The following is a 22,273-nucleotide window of genomic DNA, read 5'->3' as shown; positions in this document are numbered from 1 at the left end:
GACCGAGGCGGGAGGGATGGGCGGGTGGCTAGCGTTCCGGTATGGAGATCATCGAGCCGCTTCGCGGCCCTCGGCAGCGCAGAGCGGACGTCCTGGACCGGCTGGAACGGGAGATCGACATCTGGGTGGCCACGGCCGGACCGGACGGCGTGCCGTGTCTCGTCGCGCTGTGGTTCGTCTGGGACGGGGAGTGTCTGTGGCTGTCGACACGGCTCACCAACCCCACCGGCCGCAATCTCCGGGACGGCGGCCGGCCCGGCTGGCGTTCGGGGACACGCGGGACGTGGTGCTGATCGACGGGGACGTGACGGTGTACGCGGGAGATGAGGTGCCGGCCGCGGCCGTGGAGGCGTTCGCCGCGAAGACGGGGTGGGATCCTCGCTCGGACGGCGCGGCGTACGCCTTCTTCCGGGTGCGGCCACGTGACGTGCAGGCCTGGCGGGAGGAGCGCGAGCGTGCGCGGGCGGCATGTGATGCGCGAGGGGTGTGGGCCGTGTAGCCGTACCGACGCCCCCGGACGTCGCCCTCAGCCCGCCTTCGCGTGGGCATCGTTTCAGGCGGTCCAGCTCTTGGGTTCGTCGGCCGGAGGGGGCCCGCCGCCGCGTTTCGCGCGAGGTGCGCGCTGTGGCCGACGCCGAGGTCGACCGCCCCGCGTCGGACGGCGGTCGACCGGTCACGGTCGACCGGTCACGGTCGCCCGGTGTGGCGACGTGGAGGGCGGCGTCGCCCGTCGACCTCATCGCGCCGGAGCCGACGCGGCCGACGGGCGTGTCGCCCGGTCTCCAGGGGCCTGCGGCGTCCGCGGTGACGGCTTCCCAGGTCATCGGCGGAGCCTCGCGCACACCGTCCGGGTCAGCAGTACAGATTCCCGCCGGGGGAGACGCCGAGGATCTGCGCGAACTGCTGGTACTTGGTGACCCGGCTCTGCACCTGCGCCGGGTTCTTGCCGTCGCACTCCAGGGAGCCGTTGATGGAGCGGATGGTCTGGCCGAAGCCGGCGCCGTTGACCATGGCGTTGTGGGGGGTCATGGTGCCGGGGCCGTTCTGGGTGTTCCAGTACCACAGGCCCGTCTTCCAGGCCACGGCCGCGTCGTTCTGCACCAGCCAGGGGTTGTTGAGGAGGTCGAGGCCCAGTGCGTCGCCCGCCGCCTTGTAGTTGAAGTTCCAGCTGAGCTGGATGGGGCCGCGCCCGTAGTACGCCGCCTGGCCGGCCGGGCAGCCGTAGGGCTGGCTCCAGTCGCAGTAGTGCGGGTAGTTGGCGGTGTTCTGCTCGACGATGTGCACCAGCCCGCCGGTCTCGTGGCTGACGTTGGCGAGGAAGGCCGCGGCCTCCTGCTTCTTGGTCGTGTCGCTGCCGGTGTTGGCGAAGCCGGGGTAGGCCTTGAGGGCGGCCGTGAGGCCGCTGTAGGTGTAGAAGGAGTTCCGGCCCGGGAACATCTGGTTGAACTGCGCCTCGGTGACCACGAAGGTGCCGACGGGCGTCCCCGGGCCGTTGTCGCAGGCGTACGGCTCCCAGTACCAGGTGCTGATGACGGGGTCGTAGCCCGGGTTGTCGTGCTCGGCGATGTAGGCCTTGCCGTCGGTGTAGCGGACGATGTCACCGGTGCGGTAGGCCTTGCCCGCCACCCAGTTCGGGTAGCTCGAACAGGTGGCGGCGGACGCGCTCGTGGCCGGCAGGAGCACCGGTACGGCGCTGGAGAGGACGAGTGCGGTCACGACCGCGGAGATACGGCGCCTCGACACGGGATCAACTCCTTCGCGGGGCACGGCCGTCCCCGGCGCGGGCAGGGCGGAGCCCGGCCTGGTGCGCGTGCCGGTGGGACCGGTCGCGGCGCGGGGGCGGCCGTGGTGGGGGGTGTGGAGCCACACTCAACCGCTTTGGTCTGTACCAGTCAAGGGTGTAGACCAGTCAACCCGGCCGGAGCACGGCCGGGTCGGCTGCCTGGATGCTCCCGGGCGCTCCGTCCCGCACCGGAGTCGCGCCCGGGTTCGGCTCAGCTCAGCGGCTTCTCCAGCACCGCCTTGCGGTGGCTGAACGTCTCCATCGAGTACCGGCCGTGGTAGTTGCCCATGCCGCTCTCCCCCACTCCTCCGAACGGCAGGTCGGGGACGGTGAGATGAGCCAGCGGCAGGCCGTGGCCCAGGCCCCCGGAGGAGGTCTCGGCGGCGATGCGCGCGCGGGTCTCCTCGGACTCGGAGAAGACGTACAGCGCGAGGGGCTTGTCGCGGTCGTTGATGAACCTGATCGCCGCGTCGAGGCCGTCGGCGGTCACGATCGGCAGGATCGGGCCGAAGATCTCCTCCCGCATGACGGGCGAGGCGGGGTCGACATCGGCGAGGACGGTCGGCGCGATGTACTTGTCCGCACGGTCGCTGTTCCCGCCGACCACGACCCGGCCGGAGCCGAGCAGGCCGGTGAGCCGGTCGAAGTGGCGCTCGTTGATGATCCGGCCGTACTCGCCGGAGGTCTGCGGGTCGGCACCGTGGACCTTCTCGACGGCCTCAGCGAGAAGGGGTTCCAGCGCGGCGGCGGTCTCGGGGTCGGTGAGGACGTAGTCGGGGGCGACGCAGGTCTGGCCGGCGTTGAGGAACTTGCCGCGGGCCAGCCGGTCGGCGACGACGGCGAGGTCGGTGCCGCGGTCGACGAACGCCGGTGACTTGCCGCCGAGTTCGAGGGTCACCGGGGTGAGGTGCTCGGCGGCGGCGCGCATCACGACGCGGCCGACGGTGCCGTTGCCGGTGTAGAAGATGTGGTCGAAGCGCTCGGCCAGCAGGGCCGTGGTCTGCGGGATGCCGCCCTCAACGACGGCGACCGCGTCGGTGTCGAGGTACGCGGGCAGCAGCCGGGCAAGGGCCGCCGAGGTCGCCGGGGCCAGTTCGCTGGGCTTGACGAGGACGGCGTTGCCCGCCGCCAGGGCGCCGACGAGCGGGGCGAGCAGCAGCTGGGCGGGGTAGTTCCAGGGGGCGATGACGAGGACGACGCCGAGCGGGTCGTACTGGGTCCAGGCGCGGGCGTCGGCGCCGAGGTGCGCGGGGACCGGGGCGGGCTCGGAACGCAGCCAGTCGTCGAGGTGGTCGAGGGTGTGGTCGATCTCGCGGACCGTGAAGTCGATCTCGGTGCGGTAGGCCTCCGTGACGCTCTTGCCGAGGTCGGTGTGGAGGGCGGCTGCCAGGTCGGCGCCTCGTTCCGTGAGCATCTCGCGCAGTCGGCGCAGCTGTCCGGTGCGCCAGGCGGCTGGCTTGGTGCGTCCGGTGCGGAAGGTGGCGCGCAGCCGGGCGACGACGTCGGCGGGCTGCTCGGGGGTGGCGGTGGTCACGGGTGCCTCGCTGGTGGTGCGCGGGCTTCTCAGCCCTGGGTTCAGGGAGCGAGCGGTCGACTCGGCCCACTCGATGTATATACCAACCTTTCATGAGCCGAAATACATTCCCCTCCTCGACCGTCACCTTGCGTGAGGTGGCCGCTACACGCGTGCCGACGCGTCCAGCGTCCCGGCGAGGGGGCCCCGCAGCGTCCGCAGCAGTTCCTCGTCGCCGTCGCCGGCGTCACGCGCGGGTCAGGCGGTGCGCGCGGCCCGGTCGACGCGCTTCCGGTAGTCCTGGCCGCGCGGGGTGAGGTGGGTCCGGGGCATCGCCGTGCCGCGGTGCCCCTTCACCTCCTGCACGAACGCCACACCCCCGGATCGACACCCCGCGCGGCGGCACAGGAAGAATCGTGTCCATGACCGCACCGCACCCGCTCGTCACCCGGGCCCGGCACCTCGCCCGCACGCTCCTCGCCCCGCACGCCGAAGAGGTGGACCAGTCGGAGGTACCCGCCGGTCATCTCGCGGAGATCCGGCGCTCGGGCCTGCTCGGGGTGAACGCGCCGACGGAGTACGGCGGCTCGGCGGCGCCCGCGTCGGTGGTGCGGGAGACGGCGGAGATCCTCGCCGGGGCCTGCTGCTCGACCTGGTTCGTGCAGACGCAGCACCACACACCGGTGCTGACGCTGGCCAGGAGCGCGGGCCCGGTCCGCGAGCGGCTGCTGGGCCCCTTGTCCCGCGGTGAGCTGCTGTCGGGTGTGGCGTACGCCCATCTGCGCGCGTATCCGAGGACGCCGGTGCGGGTGACGCGGGACGGGGACGGGTGGCGCTTCGACGGGCGGGTCCCCTGGTACACGGGGTGGGGGCTGAACGACGTGATGCTGCTGGCCGGGGTGACCGACGCCGACGAGGCGCTGTTCGCCTTCACCGAGGCGCGCGAGCAGCCGGGGCTGCGGGCGTCGCCGCCGATGCGGCTGACCGCGCTCACCGCGGCCCGCACCGTCTCCCTGGAGCTGGACGGGTTCCGGCTGCCGGAGGAGGCGGTGGCCCTGCGGACGCCGTTCGCCCGGTGGGCGGCCACGGATCGGCCGAAGACGGTGGCCGCGAACCCGGCGGTGTTCGGCGTGGCGGAGACGGCCCTCGCCCTCCTGGACGAGGACACGGCGGCTCCGCTGCGCGCCCGCCTCACGGAGGTTCGCGACCGGGCCTACGCGCTGGCGGACCACCCGGTCGCCGACGAGCACCTGGACGAGCGTCTGGCGCTCAGGGTCCGGGCGTACGAGGTGCTGCACGCGGCGACGACGGCAGCGGTGGTGGCGGGCGGCGGCCGTTCCCTGTCGCTGGCGAACCGGGCCCAACGGCTGGCGCGCGAGGCCCTGTTCCTCATGGTCCAGGGCCAGACGCCGCAGTCACGCGGGGCCCACCTCGACGCCCTGGTCGTCCGGGGTCAGCCGGCGAACGGTACCTGCACGCAAGCCCCCAGCTCCCCCGCCGGATGCCTCCACAGCCCGTCCGCGGCCAGCCGGGGCAGCACCCCCTCGCCGAACCAGTAGGCCTCCTCCAGGTGCGGATACCCGGACAGCACGAACTCCTCGATGCCCAGTGCCGCGTACTCCTTGATCCGGTCGGCGACCTCCGTGTGGCTTCCCACCAGCGCGGTTCCCGCACCGCCCCGGACCAGCCCGATCCCGGCCCACAGGTTGGGGTGGATCTCCAGTCCGTTCCGGTCGCCGCCGTGCAGGGCGAGCATCCGCCGCTGTCCCTCGGACTCGCTGCGCGCCAGCCCCGCCTGGACGGAGGCCACGGTGGCGGGGTCGAAGCCGGCGAGCAGCCGGTCGGCCTCCGCCCACGCCGCCTCGGAGGTGTCCCTCGTGATGACGTGCAGCCGGATGCCGAACCGAAGGGTCCGTCCCTGCCGGGCCGCGAGCCCCCGGATCCAGGTGATCTTCTCCGCGACCCGCGCGGGCGGCTCGCCCCAGGTCAGGTACACGTCCACGTGCCGGGCGGCGATCTCGCCGGCGATCGGCGAGGAGCCCCCGAAGTACACCTCGGGGACGGGGTCCGGCACGCGCGCCAGCCTGGCGTCCTCGACCCGGAGATGCTCGCCCTCGAGGTCGACGGCCTTGCCCTCCCACAACTCCCGGACGATGTGGAGGAATTCGCCGGTACGGCGGTAGCGGGCGTCCTTGTCGAGGAAGTCGCCGTAGGCGCGCTGCTCATGGCTCTCGCCGCCGGTGACGACGTTCAGCAGGAGCCGTCCGCCGGTCTGCCGCTGGAACGTCGAGGCCATCTGTGCGGCGAGCGTGGGCGAGACGAAGCCGGGCCGGAACGCGACCAGGAACTTCAGCCGTTCGGTGTGCCGGCTGACCATGGCGGTGGTCAGCCACGCGTCCTCGCACCAGGCGCCGGTCGGCGTCAGCGCTCCCTCGAAGCCGAGGTCCTCGGCGGCGCGGGCGATCTGGCTCAGATAGCCCACCGTCGGGGGGCGGTCCCGTCCGGACGCGGTGGCGGGGGTGCCGTGGCCGCCGCCGACGACATGACGGCTGTCGCCGTTGGTGGGCAGGAACCAGTGGAAGGTGAGGGACACGTGGGGTCTCCGATCAGCGATGTCCGACAGCCGGCTAGAGGAGGCCGTGGCGGGGCGGGCGGGTCCCGTTGAGCGCGTACCGGCCGATGTGCTGGAGCTTCCAGCGGGCCGGGTCGTGCAGGGTGTGGGTGCGGGCGTCGCGCCAGTGCCGGTGCAGGTTCAGGGCGTGCAGCGCCGAGCGGGTGCCGGACACCTCGAACAGGGCGCTCGCCACCTCCACGGCCGTCTGCGCCGCGTGCACCTTCGCGGCGGCGACGGCGACGGACGCCTCGGCGGCCGTGTCGTCGGTCAACCCGGCGCCCGCCGCGTCGACCGTGCGGGCGGCCTCCCGCAGGAGTGCCTCCGACGCCCTCAGCTGCACGGACAGCTCGCCGAAGCGCTGGATCAGCAGTGGATCCTCGGCGGCCGTCTCGACACCGCTCTCGAACCAGGGCCGGCTCTTGGTCCGCACGAACTCGGCCGCCTCCGCGAGGGCGCCCGCGGCGATGCCGGTGTCGATGGCGGCGTGCAGCAACTGGGCCACCGCGCCGTGGAGTTGCGGCCCCTCGAAGGTGAGGTGGTGGGGCAGGACCCGATCACCAGGGACCGGCACACCGTCGAGGCGGACGGTGCCACTGGCCGTCGTGCGCTGTCCCATGCCGTCCCAGTCGTCGACGACGGTGAGACCGGGTGCGCCGGCGGGCACGTAGGCGACGTGCAGCGTGTCGTCCTCGGCGCGGGCCAGGACCGGGATCCAGTCGGCGAAGAGCGCTCCGGTGGAGTAGTGCTTGACGCCGGTGAGGGTGTACGAGCCGTCGGGCCGCGGCGCCAGGCGGGTGCGGATGTCCTGGACGTGCCGGGTGCCCGCCTCGGACTGGGCGTTGCCGAAGCGGCGCCCGGCCAGCAGCTCGGCGAAGAAGAACTTCCGCTGTTCCTCGGTCCCCTGCCGGCGGATCACGTTGACGTAGGCGAAGTGGCTCTGCGGGATCTGCGCGAGGCTGCCGTCGACGGTGCCGAGCAGCCGGAGGATCTCCGCGAGGGTCACCGCGCTCACGTCCGCGCGCCGTGCTCGGCGGGGACGGTGACGGCGAGCAGGCCGGAGGCCGAGAGCCGGTCCAGCTCGGCTCGGGGCAGGCGACGTTCGGCGTCCCGCTCGGCGGCTCCGGTCCGGAACTCGTCGGCCAGGACGGCGGCGACGGCGAGGGCCTCCGCGTCGTCGGCGATCACATGCGCGCTCTCCTGGGCGGTCATGGTGGCCTCAGCTCGCCGCGGCCAGGTGCGGCGTACGGCCGAGGGCTGTGGAGAATTGGTCGACGACCTGGCCGAGGGCCTCGGCCGCGGCGGGGGCGACGGTCAGAGAGCCGTCCTCGTGGGCGGTGATGTCCTTGTCGAGGGTGAACCAGCCCTGCACGATGTGGGTCGCGCCCATCGAGTTCAGCACGGGCCGCAGGGCGTAGTCGATGGCGAGGACGTGCGCGACGGATCCACCGGTGGCGAGCGGCAGCACGGTCTTGCCGGTCAGCGCGTACTGGGGCAGCAGGTCGAGGAGCGCCTTGAGGACACCGGAGTACGACGCCTTGTAGACGGGCGTGCCCACCACGATGCCGTCGGCACGCGCGAACAGCTCGGCGGCCTCGACGATCGCGGGGTGACGGAAGTCAGCGCCGAGCAGGGCCTCGGCCGGGACGGTGCGCACGTCGAGCGGGACGACCTCGTGTCCCTGGGCGATCAGGCGCTGGTCGAGGTGGCGCAGCAGGCGGCCGGTGCGGGAGGTGGCGGAGGGGCTGCCGGAGACGGACAGGACGGTGGCCATGGGTCCTCTTTCGGGAGGAGGAGGGCGGGGGGGCCTCGGTGCGGGAGGCGCCCCCGGAGCGGTCAGGAGTACCAGGTGGGTTCGGGCAGTTCGCCCTCGAGGACCCAGCGGCCGACCTCGCGCCGCTTGTAGGCGACCGGATCGTGCAGGGTGTGGGTGCGGACGTTGCGCCAGAAGCGGTCGAGGCCCTCGGCGGTGGCGGTGGAGCGGGCTCCGGTCACCTCGAAGATGCGGCTGGAGATCTCCAGGGCGACGTCGGTGGCGCGGGCCTTGACCGCGGCCACCCGTACCTCGAAGTCGCCGCGGGCCCGGGCGGTGACCGCGTCGGGGTCCTCGTGCAGCTTCTGTCCCTCGGCGGCGACGGCGTCGGCGAGGGCCTCGACGGCCCAGAGCTTGGCGGTGAGGTCGCCGTAGATGTCGACGACGTAGGGCTCGTCGACCGCCCTCTCGTGGCCGCCGTGCAGCCAGGAGCGGGACTTGGTGCGGGTGTAGGTGGCGGCCGTCTCCAGGGCGCCGCCCGCGATACCGAGGTAGAAGTTGACGAACACCAGCTGGATGGTGGGGACGTTGAGGGTGTTGTAGGTGCGCGGCCGGAACACCTTGTCGACGTAGCCGGCGGCCGAGGACCAGGGGGTGCGGACCCCGTCGAGGGTGACGCTGCCGCTCTCGGTGAGGCGCTGGCCGATGTTGTCCCAGTCGTCGTGGAAGGTCAGGCCCTCGCTGTCGGAGGGCACGATGGCGAAGACGTGCTGGTCGGTGCCCTCGAGGACGCCTTCCAGGACGGTGACGTCGGAGACCCTGCTGCCGGTGGAGAAGGACTTGCCGCCGGTGAAGACGAGGTCGTCGCCGTCCTCGGTGACGGTGACGTCCTTGTCGCGCGGGTTGACGGCCCCGCCGAAGAACCAGCGGTTGCGCGCGGCCTCGGCCTCCACGTGCTCCCACTGTTCGCGGGTCCCGACGAGGCGGGCTGCCCAGTTCCACAGGTAGTGGTAGCCGAGGAGCTGGCCGATGGAGCCGTCGGCCTTGGCGATCTCGCGGACGACGCGGTAGGCGGTGGTCCACCGCTCGCCTCCACCCCCGTGCTCGACGGGGCCGAGCAGGGTGACCAGGCCGGCGTCCTTGAGGAGCTGGACCTCGGCGTGCGGGGCGGCGCCGGCCCGGTCGCGTTCGGCGGCGTCGGTGGCGAGGACGGCGGCCACCTCGGTGGCGCGGGCGATCCACTCGTCGGTGGTGGCCGGGGCGGGACGGGTCTGCCAGTCGGTGGGCGTGACGGTGCTCATGTTCGGTGACCTCTTTCGCAGTGCGGTGCGGTACGCGTGGAAGTGATCAGGCGTGGGCGGGCGCGGACTCGGCGTCGGATGCGGATCGGGATTCGGATTCGGCGTCCGGGAGCCCGGCCTCCAGTTCGCGTACGAGGGGCAGCACGCGCTTGCCGAAGTACTCGACCTCCTCGTGGTAGTGCAGGAAGCCGAGGAGCAGCAGGTCGACGCCGAGTCGGCGGTAGGCGACGATGCGTTCGGCGATCTGCTCGGGGGTGCCGATCAGGCCGGTACGAAAGCCGTCGTTGTACTGGACCAGGTCCTCGAAGGAGGAGTCCTGCCACATGCCCTTGCCGTCGGCGGTGGACTGCCCGGCCTGTTTGACGGCGGCGCCGAACCCCTCGACGGCCTCGCTGTCGGCCTTGGCGACGATCTCGCGGAGGGTGTCGCGGGCCTCGGCCTCGGTGTCGCGGGCGATGAGGAAGCCGTTGAGGCCGAACTTCGGTGCCCTGCGGCCCACCGCGGCGGCCGAGCGGCTGACGTCGGCGATCTGCTCGGTCACCCCGTCGAAGTCCTTGCCGTTGGAGAAGTACCAGTCGGAGACCCGGCCGGCCATGGCGCGGGCGGCGGTGGAGTTGCCGCCCTGGAAGATCTCCGGGTGGGGGCGCTCGGGCGTGTTCAGGGGCTTGGGCTTGAGGGAGAAATCGCGCAACCGGTAGAAGTCGCCGGCGAGTTCGGTGTGGTCCTCGGTCCAGATCTGGCGCAGGGCGCGGATGAACTCCTCGGAGCGGCGGTACCGTTCGTCGTGTTCCAGCCAGGGCTCGCCGAGGGCGGTGAACTCGCCCTTGAACCAGCCCGAGACGACGTTGACCGCGAAGCGGCCGCCCGAGAGGTGGTCGGCGGTGGCGCCCAGCTTGGCGAGGACGCCGGGGTGCCACAGCCCCGGGTGGACGGCGGCGATGACCTTCAGCCGTTGGGTGGCGAGCAGCAGGGCGAGGCTGAAGCTGGTCGACTCGTGCTGGTACTCGGCGCCGTAACTGGCCATGTAGCGGACTTGGCTGAGCGCGTACTCGAAGCCGTTGTTCTCGGCGAGGACGGCGAGTTCGCGGTTGTAGTCGTATCCCCAGTCGGTGCGCTGTTCGATCTTGCTGGTGACGAGCCCTCCGCTGACGTTGGGGACCCAGTAGGCGAATTTCACGGGCGCTGCGGACATGCGGAACTCCTGGTGCGCGATTTCTTTTTCGGGCACGCCGAATTCACACAGGGCGGTGAAGCGTGGTGAATTCAGGCGGTGCTGCAAAGACACACGGCGCAGACTGCGGTCGGGGCAGGTGGCGCGGTGGGAGAGGGAGGCGGCGGCGGTTCGGGAGGGAATCAGGCCGCGGCGCGACAGGAGGCGCTGGAGACGCGCGCGAGGTCGACATGGCGTCGCCGCGTGAGGTCCAGTCGCATCTTCATGCCGTCGATCGTGGCAGCCGCCGGTCTCGGCAGTCAAGGAGAACCCGACCGTTCTCGTATCGCGGACCATTGAATTTCACGAAGGCGTGACAGGGAAACCCTTGAACCGGCCGGGAATGCGCCCGCATCCTTCCGGGGTGCGGACGGAACAGCTGGAATACATCGCTGCGGTCACCCGGCTCGGTTCGCTGCGCCGCGCCGCCGAGGAACTGCGGCTCTCCCAGCCGGCGCTGAGCGAGACGGTGCGCAATCTGGAGCGCGAGCTGGGGGTGGACCTGCTGGAACGCAAGCGGTCGGGGGCGACGATGAGCGCCTCGGGCCGTGAACTGCTGCCCCACATCATCGGGGTGCTGGACGCGGTGGACCGGTTGCGCGCGGCGGCGGGCGAGCAGCACCGGATCAGCCGCATGGTGCGGGTGGGCACGGTGAACGCGGCGACCGCGGCGCTGCTCGTCCCGGCCGTGCGGGAGTTCCGTGCGACGCATCCGGTGACCCAGGTGGAGGTGGTGGCCGCCCAGCAGACGGACATCCACCGGACGCTGCTGGAGGGCGGATTCGACCTGGGGCTGGTCAACCATCTGGAGGGCGACGACATGCCGGCCGAGTTCCAGTCCACCGAGCTGCTGCGCGGGCGGCCGGTGGTGTGCGTACGCCCCGACAGCCCGCCGGCCTCGCTGCGGTCGGTGACGGTCCAGGACCTGATCGGCGTGCCGCTGATCGGGATGCGGTCCGGCTATGTGATGCACCGCTATGTGCACCGGCTCCTCGGCGGGCACGGCCCCGCGTTCGCGTACTCCACCGACGGCGCGGAGATGGGCAAGCTGATGGTCGCCGAGGGGCTGGGGGCGACGGTCCTGCCCGACTTCAGCGTGGCCGGGGATCCCCTGGAGCGGTGCGGCGCGATCACCCACCGGCCGATCGACGGGGACGCGACGCGGGTGCTGCTGATGCTGCGACGGCGGCGCGCGGACTCGGTGCCTCAGGCGGCGCGGGAGCTGCACGAGGTGTTCGTGCGGACGGCGCGGACGCTGGTCACGGCCGACGGCCGACCGCACGCCCCCGGAGCCTGACGCGGCGTCAGTCCTCCTCCGCCGCCGCCGGGACCACCACGAGGAAGGCGTCCGACTTCAGGTCCATCACCACGGTCGCGGGCTCCCCCTCGGCCCGCCGCCGAGCCGCGTACTCCTCCGCGGGCAACGATCCTCGCGGAGCTCCCGCGGCAAAACGCTCCAACACCTTCGCGCCCATAGCGGCAGACACCTCCTGACTCGTACGAACAGGTCCGTGTCCTACGCCTGCCCATTGTCGACGCAACCATGTTCACTACGCATCCACCTGGGTGACACCCGGTCGGCCGCGGTCGAGCCGACCCGGCCACCAGGGGCGTGCGCCGACACCCCGGACCAGGGCGGGAACCAGCGGCGAACGCACCACCAGGGTGTCGAGCGGTGCGATCGGGAGGAACCGGGACGGCGTGGGGGAAGGTCGGCGCGCCCACGACGGCGGCGCCGATGCCGATGGCCCGGCGGGGCCCCGGCGCCCGGTTGCCCGCGCAACGCCGGCCGCACGGTGTCCCAGGACGTCGGCTCCGGGATCATGCCGCCTGTCAGCGGTCCGCGGGAGTGATCTCCGACAGTTCCTCGTTCATCGCCGTGAGGAAGCGCAGCGCCACCGACAGTTCGTCCTCGGTGAACCGGGACCGGGCCGCCCTGGTGGCCTCGGCCAGGGGCCGGAAGTAGGTGCGCGCGGCGGCCCGGGCGTCGGACACGTAGTGCAGGTGGACGACCCTGCGGTCGGAGCTCTCCCGGACCCGCCGCACGTGGCCGGCGCGCTCCAGCCGGTCGACGCAGGCGGTGACGGCACCGGAGGTGAGTCCGAGGTGCTCGCGCAGCCGCTTGGGGGTCATGGGCTCCTCGGCGTCCAGGATCGCCGCGAGAGCCTGGACGTCCGTCGCGTGCAGTCCGTGCTCGCCCGCGAACCCGTGCACCAGTCGGTTGATCTCGCCGTTCATCCGGCGCAGCCGGACGGCGAAGGCGTACAGGTCGGTCGGTGGCGAGGCCGCGTCGGCGTCTCCACCGCGCTCGTGCTGCGTCCGGTCGTTCCCTGTGGCCACGCGGTCAGCGTAGCCGCTCCCCGCGATCACCCGATCGTGCGCCCACACACCGTCGCCGCCTCCGCCGACCGCCTCCGCGCGGAAGCCATAGTCAGAGGACCGCCGACACGGAGGACCAGACTCATGACCGCACACAGCCACGGCCCGGAAGCGCTCCGCTGCCTGGTCACCGGCGCCACGGGGTACATCGGCGGCCGGCTCGTCCCGGAGCTGCTGGCCGCGGGCCACCGGGTGCGCTGCCTGGCCCGTTCACCGGAGCGGCTGCGCGACCATCCCTGGGCCGGGGAGGCCGAGGTGGTGCGCGGGGACGTCACGGACGGCGCCTCGGTCGCGGAGGCGATGCGGGGCATCGACGTCGCCTACTACCTGGTGCACGCGCTGGGCACGGGCCCGGACTTCGAGGAGACCGACCGGCGGGCGGCACGGATCTTCGGGGAGCGGGCCCGGGCCGCCGGGGTACGCCGCATCGTCTACCTCGGGGGACTCACCCCGTCCGGTGTCCCCGAGCGGGAGCTGTCGCCGCACCTGCGCTCGCGTGCCGAGGTGGGTCGCATCCTGCTGGCCTCCGGTGTGCCGGCCACGGTGCTGCGGGCGGCCGTGGTCATCGGCTCCGGCTCGGCCTCCTTCGAGATGCTGCGCTACCTCACCGAACGCCTGCCCGTCATGGTCACGCCGAGCTGGGTACACACCCGGATCCAGCCCGTCGCCGTCCGGGACGTGCTGCGCGCCCTGGTCGGCAGTGCCCGTATGCCCGAGGAGGTCAGACGGCACTTCGACATCGGCGGGCCGGAGGTACTGACGTACCGCGACATGATGCTCCGCTACGCCGCCGTCGCGGGTCTTCCCCGTCGGATCATCCTCCCGGTGCCGGTGCTCACCCCCGGTCTTTCCAGCCACTGGGTGGGCCTCGTGACGCCCGTGCCCGCCTCCATCGCACGGCCGCTCACCGAGTCGCTCCGGCACGAGGTGGTGTGCCGGGAGCACGACATCGCCCGGTACGTGCCGGACCCGCCCGGCCATCCGCTGGGCTTCGACGAGGCGGTACGGCTCGCGCTGTCCCGTGTCCGTGACGCGCGGGTCCTCACCCGGTGGTCCTCCGCCTCCCTTCCCGGCGCTCCCAGCGATCCGCTGCCGACGGATCCCGACTGGGCGGGCGGCAGCCTGTACACCGACCGCCGGGAGTTGACCGTGGACGCTTCCCGGGAGGCCCTGTGGCGGGTGATCGAGGGCATCGGCGGCGACAACGGCTGGTACTCGTTCCCGCTGGCCTGGGCGGTGCGCGGTTGGCTGGACCGGTTGGTCGGCGGGGTGGGGCTGCGCCGGGGACGGCGGGACTCGGCACGCCTGCGGGTCGGCGACTCGCTCGACTTCTGGCGGGTCGAGGAGATCGAACCCGGGCATCTGCTCCGGTTGCGCGCCGAGATGCGGTTGCCGGGGCTGGCCTGGCTGGAGATGTTCGCGGAGACGGACGAGGCGGGCCGTACCCGCTATCGCCAGCGCGCCCTGTTCCATCCGCACGGGCTGCTCGGCCAGGCCTACTGGTGGAGCGTCTCCCCGTTCCATGCGGTCGTGTTCGGCGGCATGGCCCGCAACATCGCCCGTACCGCGGCCGCCCAGGCGCACACGGCGGCGCCCGGTGCCTGATCGCTCATCCGCCGGGAGCCTCGCCTCGCCGGCGCCCGGTGTCCCGCTCACCCCAACCGGAGTCGCGTCATGAACGTCTCGGTCGTCCTGTTCACCTCCGATCTGCGGCTGCACGACCATCCGCCGCTGCGGGCGGCGTCGGCGGGGGCCCGCGAGGTGGTCCCGCTGTTCGTGCGCGACCGGGCCGTGGACGCCGCCGGATTCGCCGCGCCGAACCGGCTGGCGTTCCTCGCCGACTGTCTGCGCGACCTGGACGCGGGGCTGCGCGAGCGGGGCGGGCGGCTCGTGGTCCGTTCGGGGGACGTGGTCGAGGAGGTGTGCCGGGTCGCCACCGAGGCGGGCGCCGACGAAATCCACCTGGCGGCCGACGTCAGCGCGTACGCCCAGCAACGCGAGAAGCGGCTGCGGCACGCCCTGCGTGTCGAGGGCGTACGCCTGCACGTGCACGACGCCGTGACGGCATCCGTAGCGCCCGGCGCGGTGACCCCGGCAGGGTCGGACCACTTCGCCGTCTTCACGCCGTACTTCCGGCGCTGGACGCAGGAGCGGTCGCGGGACGTCCTCGGTGCGCCCCGCGTGGTACGGGTCCCGGACGGTGTCGGCTCGGAGCAGCTGCCCGTGCACAGAGGCGTGTCGGAGGGACTGGCGGCGGGCGGTGAGCGTGCGGGCCGCGCGGGGTTGGCGGCCTGGCTGCGCCACGGGATCTCCGCCTACGCGGAACGGCACGACGACCTGGCCGGCGACGCGACCTCCCGGCTCTCCCCCCACCTGCACTTCGGCACGCTCTCCCCCGTCGAAGTCGTGCAGCGGGCCCGTACGGCGGGTGGCGCGGGCGCCGAGGCGTTCGTGCGGCAGCTCGCCTGGCGCGAGTTCCACCGGCAGGTGCTCGCGGCTCGCCCGGACGCCGCGGTCGCCGACTACCGGCCCCGGCACGACCGCTGGCGCACCGAGCTGACCGCCCGCGAGGACATCGAGGCGTGGCGGGAGGGCCGTACCGGCTACCCGGTCGTCGACGCGGCGATGCGGCAGCTGCGCCACGAGGGCTGGATGCACAACCGGGGCCGGCTGCTGACGGCGAGTTTCCTCACCAAGTCGCTGTACGTCGACTGGCGGATCGGCGCGCGGCACTTCCTGGACCTGCTGGTCGACGGGGATGTGGCGAACAACCAGCTCAACTGGCAGTGGGTCGCGGGCACCGGAACGGACACCCGTCCGAACCGGGTCCTCAGCCCGGTCGCGCAGGCGAGGCGGTTCGACCCGGACGGCGCGTACGTGCGGCGCTGGGTGCCGGAGCTGGCGGGGATCGAGGGGGCGGCGGTGCACCAGCCGTGGAAGCTGCGCGGGCCGGACCGGGCCGCGGTCGGCTATCCGGACCCGGTGGTCGAGCTGTCCGACGGGCTGGCCCGGTTCCGGCGGGCGCGCGGGCTCGGCTGAGACCCGGTCAGTTCTGCCGCACGGGCAGCAGCGCGGGGCGTTTCGGCGTGCGGCCGTCGCCGGAGGAACGGCCGCGCAGCCGCCGTACGGCCCAGGGGCCGAGGAAGGTGGCGGCCCAGCGGAGTTCGGCGGCGCCCGCCCGCCATCCGGAGGCGGCGGGCCGGTCCGGGGCGGCAGCGGGTGGGTCCAGGTGTCGTCGCTGCCGGGCAGCGCCAGGGCGTGGGCCACGGCGGCGGCGATGCGGTCGTGGCCGAGCGGTGAGGCGTGCAGCCGGTCCGGGCTCCACAGGCGCGGGTCGGTGGCCGCGGGGTGCGCCTCGGTGTCGGCGACGACGACACCGTGCCGACCGGCCGCTTCCCGGATGCGCGCGTTGAGGGCGAGGACGCGCGGGACGAGGGGCCGGGCGAGGGGGGCGACGCGGCCCACGTCGGGGAAGGTCACCGTGGCGACGCGGGCGCCCTGTGCCGTGAGCGCGGCGAACGCGGCCTCCAGGTGACCGGCGACCTCGTCGGCGTCGAAGCGGGGACGCAGCAGGTCGTTGACGCCGGCGACGACGGTGGCCAGGTCGGGGCGGAGCGCGAGCGCCGGGGCGAGCTGCTCGGTGCGGACCTGCTCGGCCAGTCGTCCGCGGACGGCGAGGTTGGCGTACCGCAATCCGGTGTCGTGGCGGGCGAGTCGCTCGGCGAGGCGGTCCGCCCAGCCGCGCAGGCCGGTCGTGTCGTCGCCGTCGCCGAGCCCTTCGGTCTGGCTGTCGCCGAGGGCGACGTAGCGCGCGTAGCTGGTCCGGGTGCTGGACATGGGCCGCCCCCCTGCGTCGATGAGTCGGCGCCAGCATACTCACTTTTTTTACTATTCAGATAGGCACCCATGCGATACGTCCATGCTCCCCGAATACAGGACGCACATCCACGGAGCTACCCTCCCGCCTCTACACATAAAGGAAATATAAGCGCAGAATGGGCGTGCGCGGCTCTCACCGCTCACCGCACCGGACGCGGTCGGACCTGCAAGTCGAAGGAGATGAGCCATGGCCAACGTCTCGCACTCCCGGGGCGACATGTCGACCCACCCGGATGTTTCCGAGATGCGGACCCGACACGACCGCATGCTCGGTGGTCGCGATGTGGCGCTCGTGGACGGACCGGTGTTCCTGGTCGGTCTGTACTGCGCCGCATCCCCGTGGATACTCCACTACAGCGCCAGCCAGCCCGCGCTCATGACGCACAACCTGATCGTCGGCATAGCGATCGGCCTGCTGGCGCTCGGGTTCACCGCGGCTCCGGCCCGTATGTACGGCCTGAGCTGGGCCATGTGCGCGCTCGGCATCTGGATGATCGTCGCTCCGTGGGTTGTCGGCGACAGCCCGGACGCCGGTGTCATCGTCAACAACATCATCATCGGGGCGCTGGCACTGATCCTCGGGCTGCTGTGCGCCGGTACGGCGGCGAAGAGCGTCCCCAAGACGTGACGCGCGTCGACGAGAGAGGCCGGAGCGCACCGAGGAGCACCACGGAGCACAGGCAGAGACAGGAAGGCGGCCCGGCCGGGCCGCGTTCCTGTCTGTGCCGTACGGCTTCCGTTCTGTGCCGTCCGCCTTCCGTCGTACTCTCAGCCGCTCGGCACCAGCCACGGGTCCTGCGGCAGCGGCCGGCCGGTCTCCAGCAGCGACTTGAGGTTGGACAGCACCGCGGGCCAGCCCTGCGAGACCTCGGCGAGCGCTCCCTCGTCGGCGAGGTCCTCGTGGACGACGGTGAGGCGGACGATGTCGGCGTGCGGCCGGATCTCGAAGGTCACCCGCGAGTGCCGCTCCGGCTGCCCCTCCTCCTCCGGTGCGGCCCAGGTGGTGACGAGCCGGGTCGGCCGCTCGCTCTCCACGACGGTGCCGACGACGTCGGCCGTACCGGAGCCGTCCGTGCGCACATGCTCCCAGCGCGAGCCCGGCCGCCAGTCCGACACGTTGCCGTGCCCCCAGTAGGCGGCCGTCAGCTCGGCGTCCGTGAGCGCGTCCCAGACCTGCTCGGGCGTACTGGCGATGTAGGAGACGTGGACGAAAGCGGGTCTGTCGGTCACGGCTTCCTCGGCTCGCCGCTTGACCTCGGTGAGCAGGCGCAGCCGCGGGCGCTCGAACTTGTCGATCCACCGTTCCTGGATGTCGTGGAGCGGCACGGGGTTGAGGTAGTGCAGCTTCTCCCGCCCCCGGCGCACCGTCGCGACCAGGTTGGCGGCCTCCAGGACGGCCAGGTGCTGGGTGACCGACTGGCGCCTCATGTCGATGTGCTCGCACAACTGCCCGAGGGTCTGCCCGGACCTCTCGTGCAGCCGGTCCAGCAGCCGTCGCCGCGTGTCGTCGGCCAGCGCCTTGAACACCTGGTCCATCGCGGAGTCGCTCTCTGATCGCACACCCCACGTTATGCAGCCACCCACCTGCACGTCAACGGCGACCGGACGTCCCGACCGCGTTCCGTGGCGGCAGCAGGCCCGGGACGACCTCCGCCGGCCAGACCCCGTACAGCGGCAGCAACTCGGTCAGGCCACCCGGCGGCAACGTCTGCGTCGGCGTACCGGCCGAGGCGGGCGCCACCGTCTCCGGGGTCCGCTCGACGAACGGCGGGAGGTCCTGCGCACAGCGCGCGCCCTCCGGCGGCAGCTCGCCCGTCAGGAAGTAGCTCACCACGTGCCGCCCCACGCACGCGCTGGGATTGTCCAGCGCGGTGTGCCCGTAGCCGTCGAGCGTCAGCAGGCGCGCACCGCCCAGCTGCGCGGCCATGGCGCGGGCCGACGCGTACGGGGTCGAGGGGTCGTGGGTCGAGTTGACCACCAGCACCGGGTGGGCGGTGCGCCGGTTCCACGGACCGGTGTACGGCTGCGCCGCCCGGGCCGGCCACGCCGTGCACGGTTCGTTGGCCCAGGCCCACCAGCTGCCCAGCGCCCCGGCCTCCGCCACCGCCCGCCGCTCCAGGCCGGGGTAGCGGTCCGACGAGCCGGGATTGGGGCTCTCCGCGCACATCACCGCGATCGACTGCTCGAAGCCCGGGTAGCGCGCAGGTTCCGCCGCCACCGTCCCCGGGTCCACAGGTCCCCTGCCGTCCCACAGCCCCTGGAGCGTGTCAGCGATCCCCGCCCAGCCGGGATGCACGGTGTAGAGCCCGCCGCGCACCTCGCTCACGGTCCGCGCGTACGTCCACTCCCCGACCGGCCCCTTCGCCAGTCGCCGCAGCAGGGAGTGGTACTTGGCGCGGGTGGCCGCCGGGCTGCCGGCCGAGAACACGCACTCCGTCACGGGTGCGCGGCCGCAGTGGTCGAGGAACTGTTCCAGCGTCCCGGCCGAGCCCTGGTGGGAGCCGAGCCGCAGGAAGGTGTTCAGCGCGGGCTCACCGGTCGCGCCCCGGTTCACCCATGCCTGCGGGTCCACGTTCCCGTCGACCACCAGGCGCCCGACCCGCTCGGGGAAGAGGTTCGCGTAGGTCGCGCCGAGCAGCGTGCCGTACGAGATGCCCCAGTAGTCCAGTCGTTCCTCGCCCGTCGCGCGGCGCAGCAGGTCCAGGTCACGGGCGGTGTCGGCGGTGGAGACGTGACGCAGCAACTCGGGGTCCTCGCGCTCGCAGCGCCGGCGAGGTCGGCGTAGGAGGCGGTGAACGCGCGCTGTTCGCGCTCGCCCACCGGGAACGGCGGGACCTCGGCACGCCAGGCGGCGGCCTTCCCGGCGGAGCCGAAGCAGCGCACGGCCGTGCTCTCGCCGACGCCTCGCGGGTCCCAGCTGACGATGTCGTAGCGGTCGCGCAGTGCGCGGGGGAACTTCTCGTACAGCTCCGGGAGTCCGACGGTGCCGGGGCCGCCCGGACCGCCGGGGTTGAAGAACAGCGTGCCGGCCCGCTCGGCGGGTTCGGCGGCGCGGTGCCGGATCACGGCCAGCTCGATCGTGCGGCGCTCGGGGCGGGAGTGGTCCAGCGGGACGTTCGCCACCGCGCAGTCGAATCCCGTCTGCGTCTCGCCCTCGCAGGGCTTCCACCGCAGGAAGACACCACTGTCACCGCCCGGTCCGCCCGCGGACACCGGGCCGGCCGCTCCGAGCAGCATCACCAACGCCCCGGCCGCCGCGCTCGCGGCCCCTCCGAGCGGCATCCGTATGACGGTCCGTGGCATGGATGGGCCCTTCCCTCGCGGCTGACGGGAGCCGGGCCCTGCGACAGCGGCCCCGCAGCCATACCACCGGCGCTCCGACCGCCGGGCAACCGACACGCGTCCGAACGGGCGGTGCGAGGCTGCGGGCACGCCAGGAGACGAGCACGGACGATGCGACGACCGCGGGCACGCCAAGAAACGAGCACGGACGATGCGACGACCGCGGGCACGCCGGGAGGCAAGGCCGGACGGGCCTACACCACGCGGGCCTACACCACGTGGACGTACGGCGTCGTCGTGGTCAGGGGGGCGAAGCCGAGGCGGTGGAGGATGGGGCGGCTCTGGTCGGAGGCGTCGACCTGGAGGTAGCGGTAGCCGCGGTCGGCGGCGATACGGGCGCGGTGGGCGACCAGGGCGCGGTAGATGCCGCGACCGCGCCAGGCCTCGGCGGTACCGCCGCCCCACAGGCCGGCGAAGCCGGTGCCGGGGATCAGCTCCATGCGCGCCGAGCTGACCGGCTCGTCTCCCGCGAGGACGACGAGGGCGACGAGGTTGTCCGGGTCCGTGGCGAGGCGGTCCCGCATCAGGTCGCGCAGCCAGCCGGAGTCCTTGCCGAACGCCTTCTCGTTCGCCTCGGCCATGAGGCCGACGCCCGCCATGTCGGTCACCGGCACGATCCGGAGCCCCTCGGGCAGTTCGGCGTCGCCGACCTGCTCACCGCTCTCGCCGATCATCAGGGTCTCTTCGGGCTCGGGCACGAACCCGGCCTCTACGAGCCGGTCCCCGAGGCCTGCGGGCCGGTCGTGCCCGTAGAGCTTCCACTCGAAGTCCCGGCCGAGCCCGCCGAAGTACGCGACCTGCTCGGCGATCGCCGCGTCGGCGTCCGCGTCACTCAGGTCGGACCACACGACGCCGTTCCAGCCGTCCTCGGAGCCGACGTGGCGGACCACCCGCCCGACGCGTTCGACGCATGCGCCGGGGCTCTCGGGGAGTGCGCCTTCGCGCATGTCCCGGTCGTACTGGGCGAGTACCGCGGCATTGTCCATGGGCACACTTCAGCAGCACGTCCCGTCGTGATCAACGGGATTACCGGTGGGCGGCGTTCTCGCGCCGTCGCACGGCCGCCGGACGTACCGCACCCGGGCCGTCCTACCCTGGACGTCGAGGACCGGACCGAGGACGAGGAGAGCCGCACGTCATGCCGAGGGACGACGAACTCCCGCATCTGCGCCGCTGTGTCGCGCTCGCCGAGGAGGCGTTGCGGGCCGGGGACGAGCCGTTCGGATCGGTGCTCGTCGGGGCCGACGGGACGGTGCTCGCCGAGGACCACAACCGGGTGGCGTCCGGCGACCGCACCCGCCACCCCGAGTTCGAGCTGGCCCGCTGGGCCGCGGCGCGTCTGGCTCCCGGGGAGCGGGCGGCGGCCACGGTGTACACGTCCGGCGAGCACTGCCCGATGTGCGCGGCCGCCCACGCGTGGGTGGGCCTCGGCCGCATCGTGTACGTCGCCTCGTCCGCCCAGCTGACGACGTGGCTGACGGAGTGGGGCGTGCCGCCCGCACCGGTGCGGGCCCTGCCGGTCCGGGAGATCGCCCCCGGCGTGACCGTGGAGGGGCCGGTGCCCGAGCTGGTGGAGGAGGTGCGGGCACTGCATCGGCGGTTCCACGGCGTCTGAGCGGAGCCGGAAGGCCGTGGGCCCCCGCGGGTGGGGACCTACGGCCGTGCGGGTGCGCCGGTCAGTGTTCCGCGGTGGGCCGGAACCGGCGGTAGAGGACCGCTCCGCCCAGGACCAGCGCGGCGGCGCCCGCGAGGGCGGGAACCGTGGCGTCGGTGCCCGTGCGGGCGAGAGCCGACATGGCGAGCGGCGTGTGCGCGGGCCGGGCGGGCGGCACCACCGACGGCTCCGCGTGGGACGCGGCGGCGGGTGTGTCGCGTCGGCGGCTCCGCCTTCGGCTCGGTCGGGAGTTCCGGCTCCTCGTCCGAGGTGTTGACGGACTCGTTGCCGAACACCGGGTTGGCGATGCCGACGACGTTGACGCTGTTGCCGCTCACGTTGAGCGGGAGGTCGACCGGCAACTGGACGCCGTTGCCGGAGACGACGCCGGGCGAGTCCTTCGCACCGCCGTGGGCGCTCGCCCCGCCGTGGGCGCTCGCCCCGCCGCCCTTCTTCGCGGGAGCTGCGGCCGAGCCCTCGTTGGCGCAGGCGTTGCCGGCGGCGGGGTTGAGCAGTCCCACCACGCTGACGGTGTTGCCACACAGGTTCACCGGGACGTGCACCGGCAACTGGACGCCGTTGCCGGAGATCACTCCCGGCGAGCCGGCCGTGGTTCCGTCCGCCGCGGAGTCGGCGAACGCGGGCATCGCTACGGCCAGCGCGCCCGAGGCGGCGGCGACGGCGATCACACCGTTTCGGGTAACCCGTCTCATGGGGTCCCTGCCTTCCAGAAATAGTCGCGGGCGCTCGCCCGCACCCCGTAGAACGCGACCCGAAGCATCGAGTTATGGCTAAACGGTCTTTCACCCCAATGGGGGCCACTCTCGTCGAACTGGCGGTTAAACCGA

At 72.9% G+C, this 22,273-nt stretch carries 19 protein-coding genes and 3 pseudogenes; 8 read left to right on the top strand and 14 right to left on the bottom strand.

Features of this window, described 5'->3' with window-relative positions; genetic code table 11:
- Positions 1–41: 41 nt before the first annotated feature.
- Both BM536_RS45055 and BM536_RS45050 read left to right on the top strand, forming a co-directional pair.
- Positions 42–293, top strand: coding sequence for a pyridoxamine 5'-phosphate oxidase family protein (locus BM536_RS45055; RefSeq protein ID WP_425444706.1), 252 nt, complete (start codon positions 42–44; stop codon positions 291–293).
- Positions 284–499, top strand: coding sequence for a hypothetical protein (locus BM536_RS45050; protein ID WP_425444705.1), 216 nt, complete (start codon positions 284–286; stop codon positions 497–499). Before BM536_RS45055 ends, BM536_RS45050 begins: the two co-directional genes overlap by 10 nt.
- A 353-nt stretch (positions 500–852) precedes the next feature.
- Here BM536_RS45050 and BM536_RS32630 read toward each other — a convergent pair whose 3' ends face one another.
- Both BM536_RS32630 and BM536_RS32625 read right to left on the bottom strand, forming a co-directional pair.
- A complete protein-coding gene (locus BM536_RS32630; RefSeq protein ID WP_073492555.1) occupies positions 853–1,743 on the bottom strand; it encodes a glycoside hydrolase family 19 protein in 891 nt (296 codons plus the stop codon).
- Between the two features lie 251 nt (positions 1,744–1,994).
- Complete coding sequence (locus BM536_RS32625; protein WP_094103820.1) at positions 1,995–3,317, bottom strand: aldehyde dehydrogenase family protein; 1,323 nt, start codon at positions 3,315–3,317, stop codon at positions 1,995–1,997.
- Positions 3,318–3,718: 401 nt separating this feature from the next.
- Here BM536_RS32625 and BM536_RS32620 point away from each other — a divergent pair, with 401 nt between their 5' ends.
- The gene (locus BM536_RS32620; protein ID WP_094103819.1) at positions 3,719–4,855 is read left to right on the top strand and encodes an acyl-CoA dehydrogenase family protein; all 1,137 of its coding nucleotides are present in this window, start codon (positions 3,719–3,721) and stop codon (positions 4,853–4,855) included.
- Here the strand turns inward: BM536_RS32620 and BM536_RS32615 are convergent.
- From BM536_RS32615 to BM536_RS45045, 6 genes and pseudogenes are all read right to left on the bottom strand, one after another.
- Positions 4,750–5,889, bottom strand: a complete 1,140-nt coding sequence (locus BM536_RS32615) for an LLM class flavin-dependent oxidoreductase (RefSeq protein ID WP_094103818.1) — start codon at positions 5,887–5,889, stop codon at positions 4,750–4,752. The two genes, BM536_RS32620 and BM536_RS32615, sit on opposite strands and share 106 nt — an antisense overlap.
- Positions 5,890–5,923: 34 nt before the next feature.
- Positions 5,924–7,119: pseudogene (locus BM536_RS32610) on the bottom strand (SfnB family sulfur acquisition oxidoreductase).
- Positions 7,120–7,126: 7 nt separating this feature from the next.
- Entirely contained in the window at positions 7,127–7,681 is a 555-nt protein-coding gene (gene ssuE, locus BM536_RS32605) for an NADPH-dependent FMN reductase (protein WP_073492561.1), read from the bottom strand.
- A gap of 62 nt (positions 7,682–7,743) precedes the next feature.
- Positions 7,744–8,961, bottom strand: a complete 1,218-nt coding sequence (locus BM536_RS32600; RefSeq protein ID WP_073492563.1) for an acyl-CoA dehydrogenase family protein — start codon at positions 8,959–8,961, stop codon at positions 7,744–7,746.
- Between the two features lie 46 nt (positions 8,962–9,007).
- On the bottom strand, positions 9,008–10,153 hold the full coding sequence (sfnG, locus tag BM536_RS32595) for a dimethylsulfone monooxygenase SfnG (RefSeq protein ID WP_073492565.1): 1,146 nt from the start codon (positions 10,151–10,153) through the stop codon (positions 9,008–9,010).
- 161 nt (positions 10,154–10,314) lie between these two features.
- Positions 10,315–10,392 carry a putative leader peptide gene (locus BM536_RS45045; RefSeq protein WP_351405193.1) on the bottom strand — a complete coding sequence of 26 codons (78 nt, stop codon included), beginning with the start codon at positions 10,390–10,392 and terminating at the stop codon, positions 10,315–10,317.
- Between the two features lie 143 nt (positions 10,393–10,535).
- On the opposite strand from BM536_RS45045, the gene BM536_RS32585 reads away from it, so the two are divergent.
- Complete coding sequence (locus BM536_RS32585; protein WP_211362991.1) at positions 10,536–11,468, top strand: LysR family transcriptional regulator; 933 nt, start codon at positions 10,536–10,538, stop codon at positions 11,466–11,468.
- 536 nt (positions 11,469–12,004) lie between these two features.
- Here BM536_RS32585 and BM536_RS32580 read toward each other — a convergent pair.
- Positions 12,005–12,511, bottom strand: coding sequence for a MarR family winged helix-turn-helix transcriptional regulator (locus tag BM536_RS32580; RefSeq protein ID WP_073492581.1), 507 nt, complete (start codon positions 12,509–12,511; stop codon positions 12,005–12,007).
- 123 nt (positions 12,512–12,634) lie between these two features.
- Between BM536_RS32580 and BM536_RS32575 the strand changes: the two genes are divergently transcribed.
- Entirely contained in the window at positions 12,635–14,155 is a 1,521-nt protein-coding gene (locus BM536_RS32575) for an SDR family oxidoreductase (protein ID WP_073492566.1), read from the top strand.
- A 69-nt stretch (positions 14,156–14,224) separates the two neighbouring features.
- Positions 14,225–15,589 carry a cryptochrome/photolyase family protein gene (locus BM536_RS32570; RefSeq protein WP_073492567.1) on the top strand — a complete coding sequence of 455 codons (1,365 nt, stop codon included), beginning with the start codon at positions 14,225–14,227 and terminating at the stop codon, positions 15,587–15,589.
- 7 nt (positions 15,590–15,596) lie between these two features.
- Here the strand turns inward: BM536_RS32570 and BM536_RS32565 are convergent.
- A pseudogene (locus BM536_RS32565) lies at positions 15,597–16,387 on the bottom strand (SGNH/GDSL hydrolase family protein).
- 229 nt (positions 16,388–16,616) lie between these two features.
- Between BM536_RS32565 and BM536_RS32560 the strand changes: the two are divergent.
- The gene (locus BM536_RS32560; protein ID WP_073492568.1) at positions 16,617–17,057 is read left to right on the top strand and encodes an SPW repeat protein; all 441 of its coding nucleotides are present in this window, start codon (positions 16,617–16,619) and stop codon (positions 17,055–17,057) included.
- A gap of 140 nt (positions 17,058–17,197) precedes the next feature.
- Here the strand turns inward: BM536_RS32560 and BM536_RS32555 are convergent, their stop codons facing one another.
- The 3 genes from BM536_RS32555 to BM536_RS32545 form a co-directional block, all read right to left on the bottom strand.
- Positions 17,198–17,965 (bottom strand): ArsR/SmtB family transcription factor, encoded by a 768-nt coding sequence (locus tag BM536_RS32555; RefSeq protein WP_073492569.1) that lies wholly within the window; start codon positions 17,963–17,965, stop codon positions 17,198–17,200.
- A gap of 55 nt (positions 17,966–18,020) precedes the next feature.
- Positions 18,021–19,172 carry an alpha/beta hydrolase gene (locus BM536_RS32550; RefSeq protein ID WP_073492570.1) on the bottom strand — a complete coding sequence of 384 codons (1,152 nt, stop codon included), beginning with the start codon at positions 19,170–19,172 and terminating at the stop codon, positions 18,021–18,023.
- A gap of 808 nt (positions 19,173–19,980) precedes the next feature.
- On the bottom strand, positions 19,981–20,757 hold the full coding sequence (locus tag BM536_RS32545) for a GNAT family N-acetyltransferase (RefSeq protein WP_094103816.1): 777 nt from the start codon (positions 20,755–20,757) through the stop codon (positions 19,981–19,983).
- Between the two features lie 152 nt (positions 20,758–20,909).
- Between BM536_RS32545 and BM536_RS32540 the strand changes: the two genes are divergently transcribed.
- Entirely contained in the window at positions 20,910–21,386 is a 477-nt protein-coding gene (locus tag BM536_RS32540) for a nucleoside deaminase (RefSeq protein WP_073492571.1), read from the top strand.
- Between the two features lie 61 nt (positions 21,387–21,447).
- Here the strand turns inward: BM536_RS32540 and BM536_RS32535 are convergent.
- Positions 21,448–22,138: pseudogene (locus BM536_RS32535) on the bottom strand (chaplin).
- Between the last annotated feature and the right edge of the window lie 135 nt (positions 22,139–22,273).

The sequence above is a fragment of the Streptomyces phaeoluteigriseus genome (assembly GCF_001896135.2).
In the GTDB taxonomy this organism is placed as follows: domain Bacteria; phylum Actinomycetota; class Actinomycetes; order Streptomycetales; family Streptomycetaceae; genus Streptomyces; species Streptomyces phaeoluteigriseus.
This window is presented reverse-complemented; position numbering and strand designations above follow the sequence as displayed.

What these genes read in the sequence shown, in the direction of transcription:
- BM536_RS45055 (WP_425444706.1), top strand. Translation starts at nt 42, where the DNA reads ATGGAGATCATCGAGCCGCTTCGCGGCCCTCGGCAGCGCAGAGCGGAC.
- BM536_RS32620 (WP_094103819.1), top strand. Translation starts at nt 3,719, where the DNA reads ATGACCGCACCGCACCCGCTCGTCACCCGGGCCCGGCACCTCGCCCGC.
- ssuE (WP_073492561.1), bottom strand. Translation starts at nt 7,681, where the DNA reads ATGGCCACCGTCCTGTCCGTCTCCGGCAGCCCCTCCGCCACCTCCCGC.
- BM536_RS32600 (WP_073492563.1), bottom strand. Translation starts at nt 8,961, where the DNA reads ATGAGCACCGTCACGCCCACCGACTGGCAGACCCGTCCCGCCCCGGCC.
- sfnG (WP_073492565.1), bottom strand. Translation starts at nt 10,153, where the DNA reads ATGTCCGCAGCGCCCGTGAAATTCGCCTACTGGGTCCCCAACGTCAGC.
- BM536_RS45045 (WP_351405193.1), bottom strand. Translation starts at nt 10,392, where the DNA reads ATGCGACTGGACCTCACGCGGCGACGCCATGTCGACCTCGCGCGCGTC.
- BM536_RS32575 (WP_073492566.1), top strand. Translation starts at nt 12,635, where the DNA reads ATGACCGCACACAGCCACGGCCCGGAAGCGCTCCGCTGCCTGGTCACC.
- BM536_RS32570 (WP_073492567.1), top strand. Translation starts at nt 14,225, where the DNA reads ATGAACGTCTCGGTCGTCCTGTTCACCTCCGATCTGCGGCTGCACGAC.
- BM536_RS32560 (WP_073492568.1), top strand. Translation starts at nt 16,617, where the DNA reads ATGGCCAACGTCTCGCACTCCCGGGGCGACATGTCGACCCACCCGGAT.
- BM536_RS32555 (WP_073492569.1), bottom strand. Translation starts at nt 17,965, where the DNA reads ATGGACCAGGTGTTCAAGGCGCTGGCCGACGACACGCGGCGACGGCTG.
- BM536_RS32545 (WP_094103816.1), bottom strand. Translation starts at nt 20,757, where the DNA reads ATGGACAATGCCGCGGTACTCGCCCAGTACGACCGGGACATGCGCGAA.
- BM536_RS32540 (WP_073492571.1), top strand. Translation starts at nt 20,910, where the DNA reads ATGCCGAGGGACGACGAACTCCCGCATCTGCGCCGCTGTGTCGCGCTC.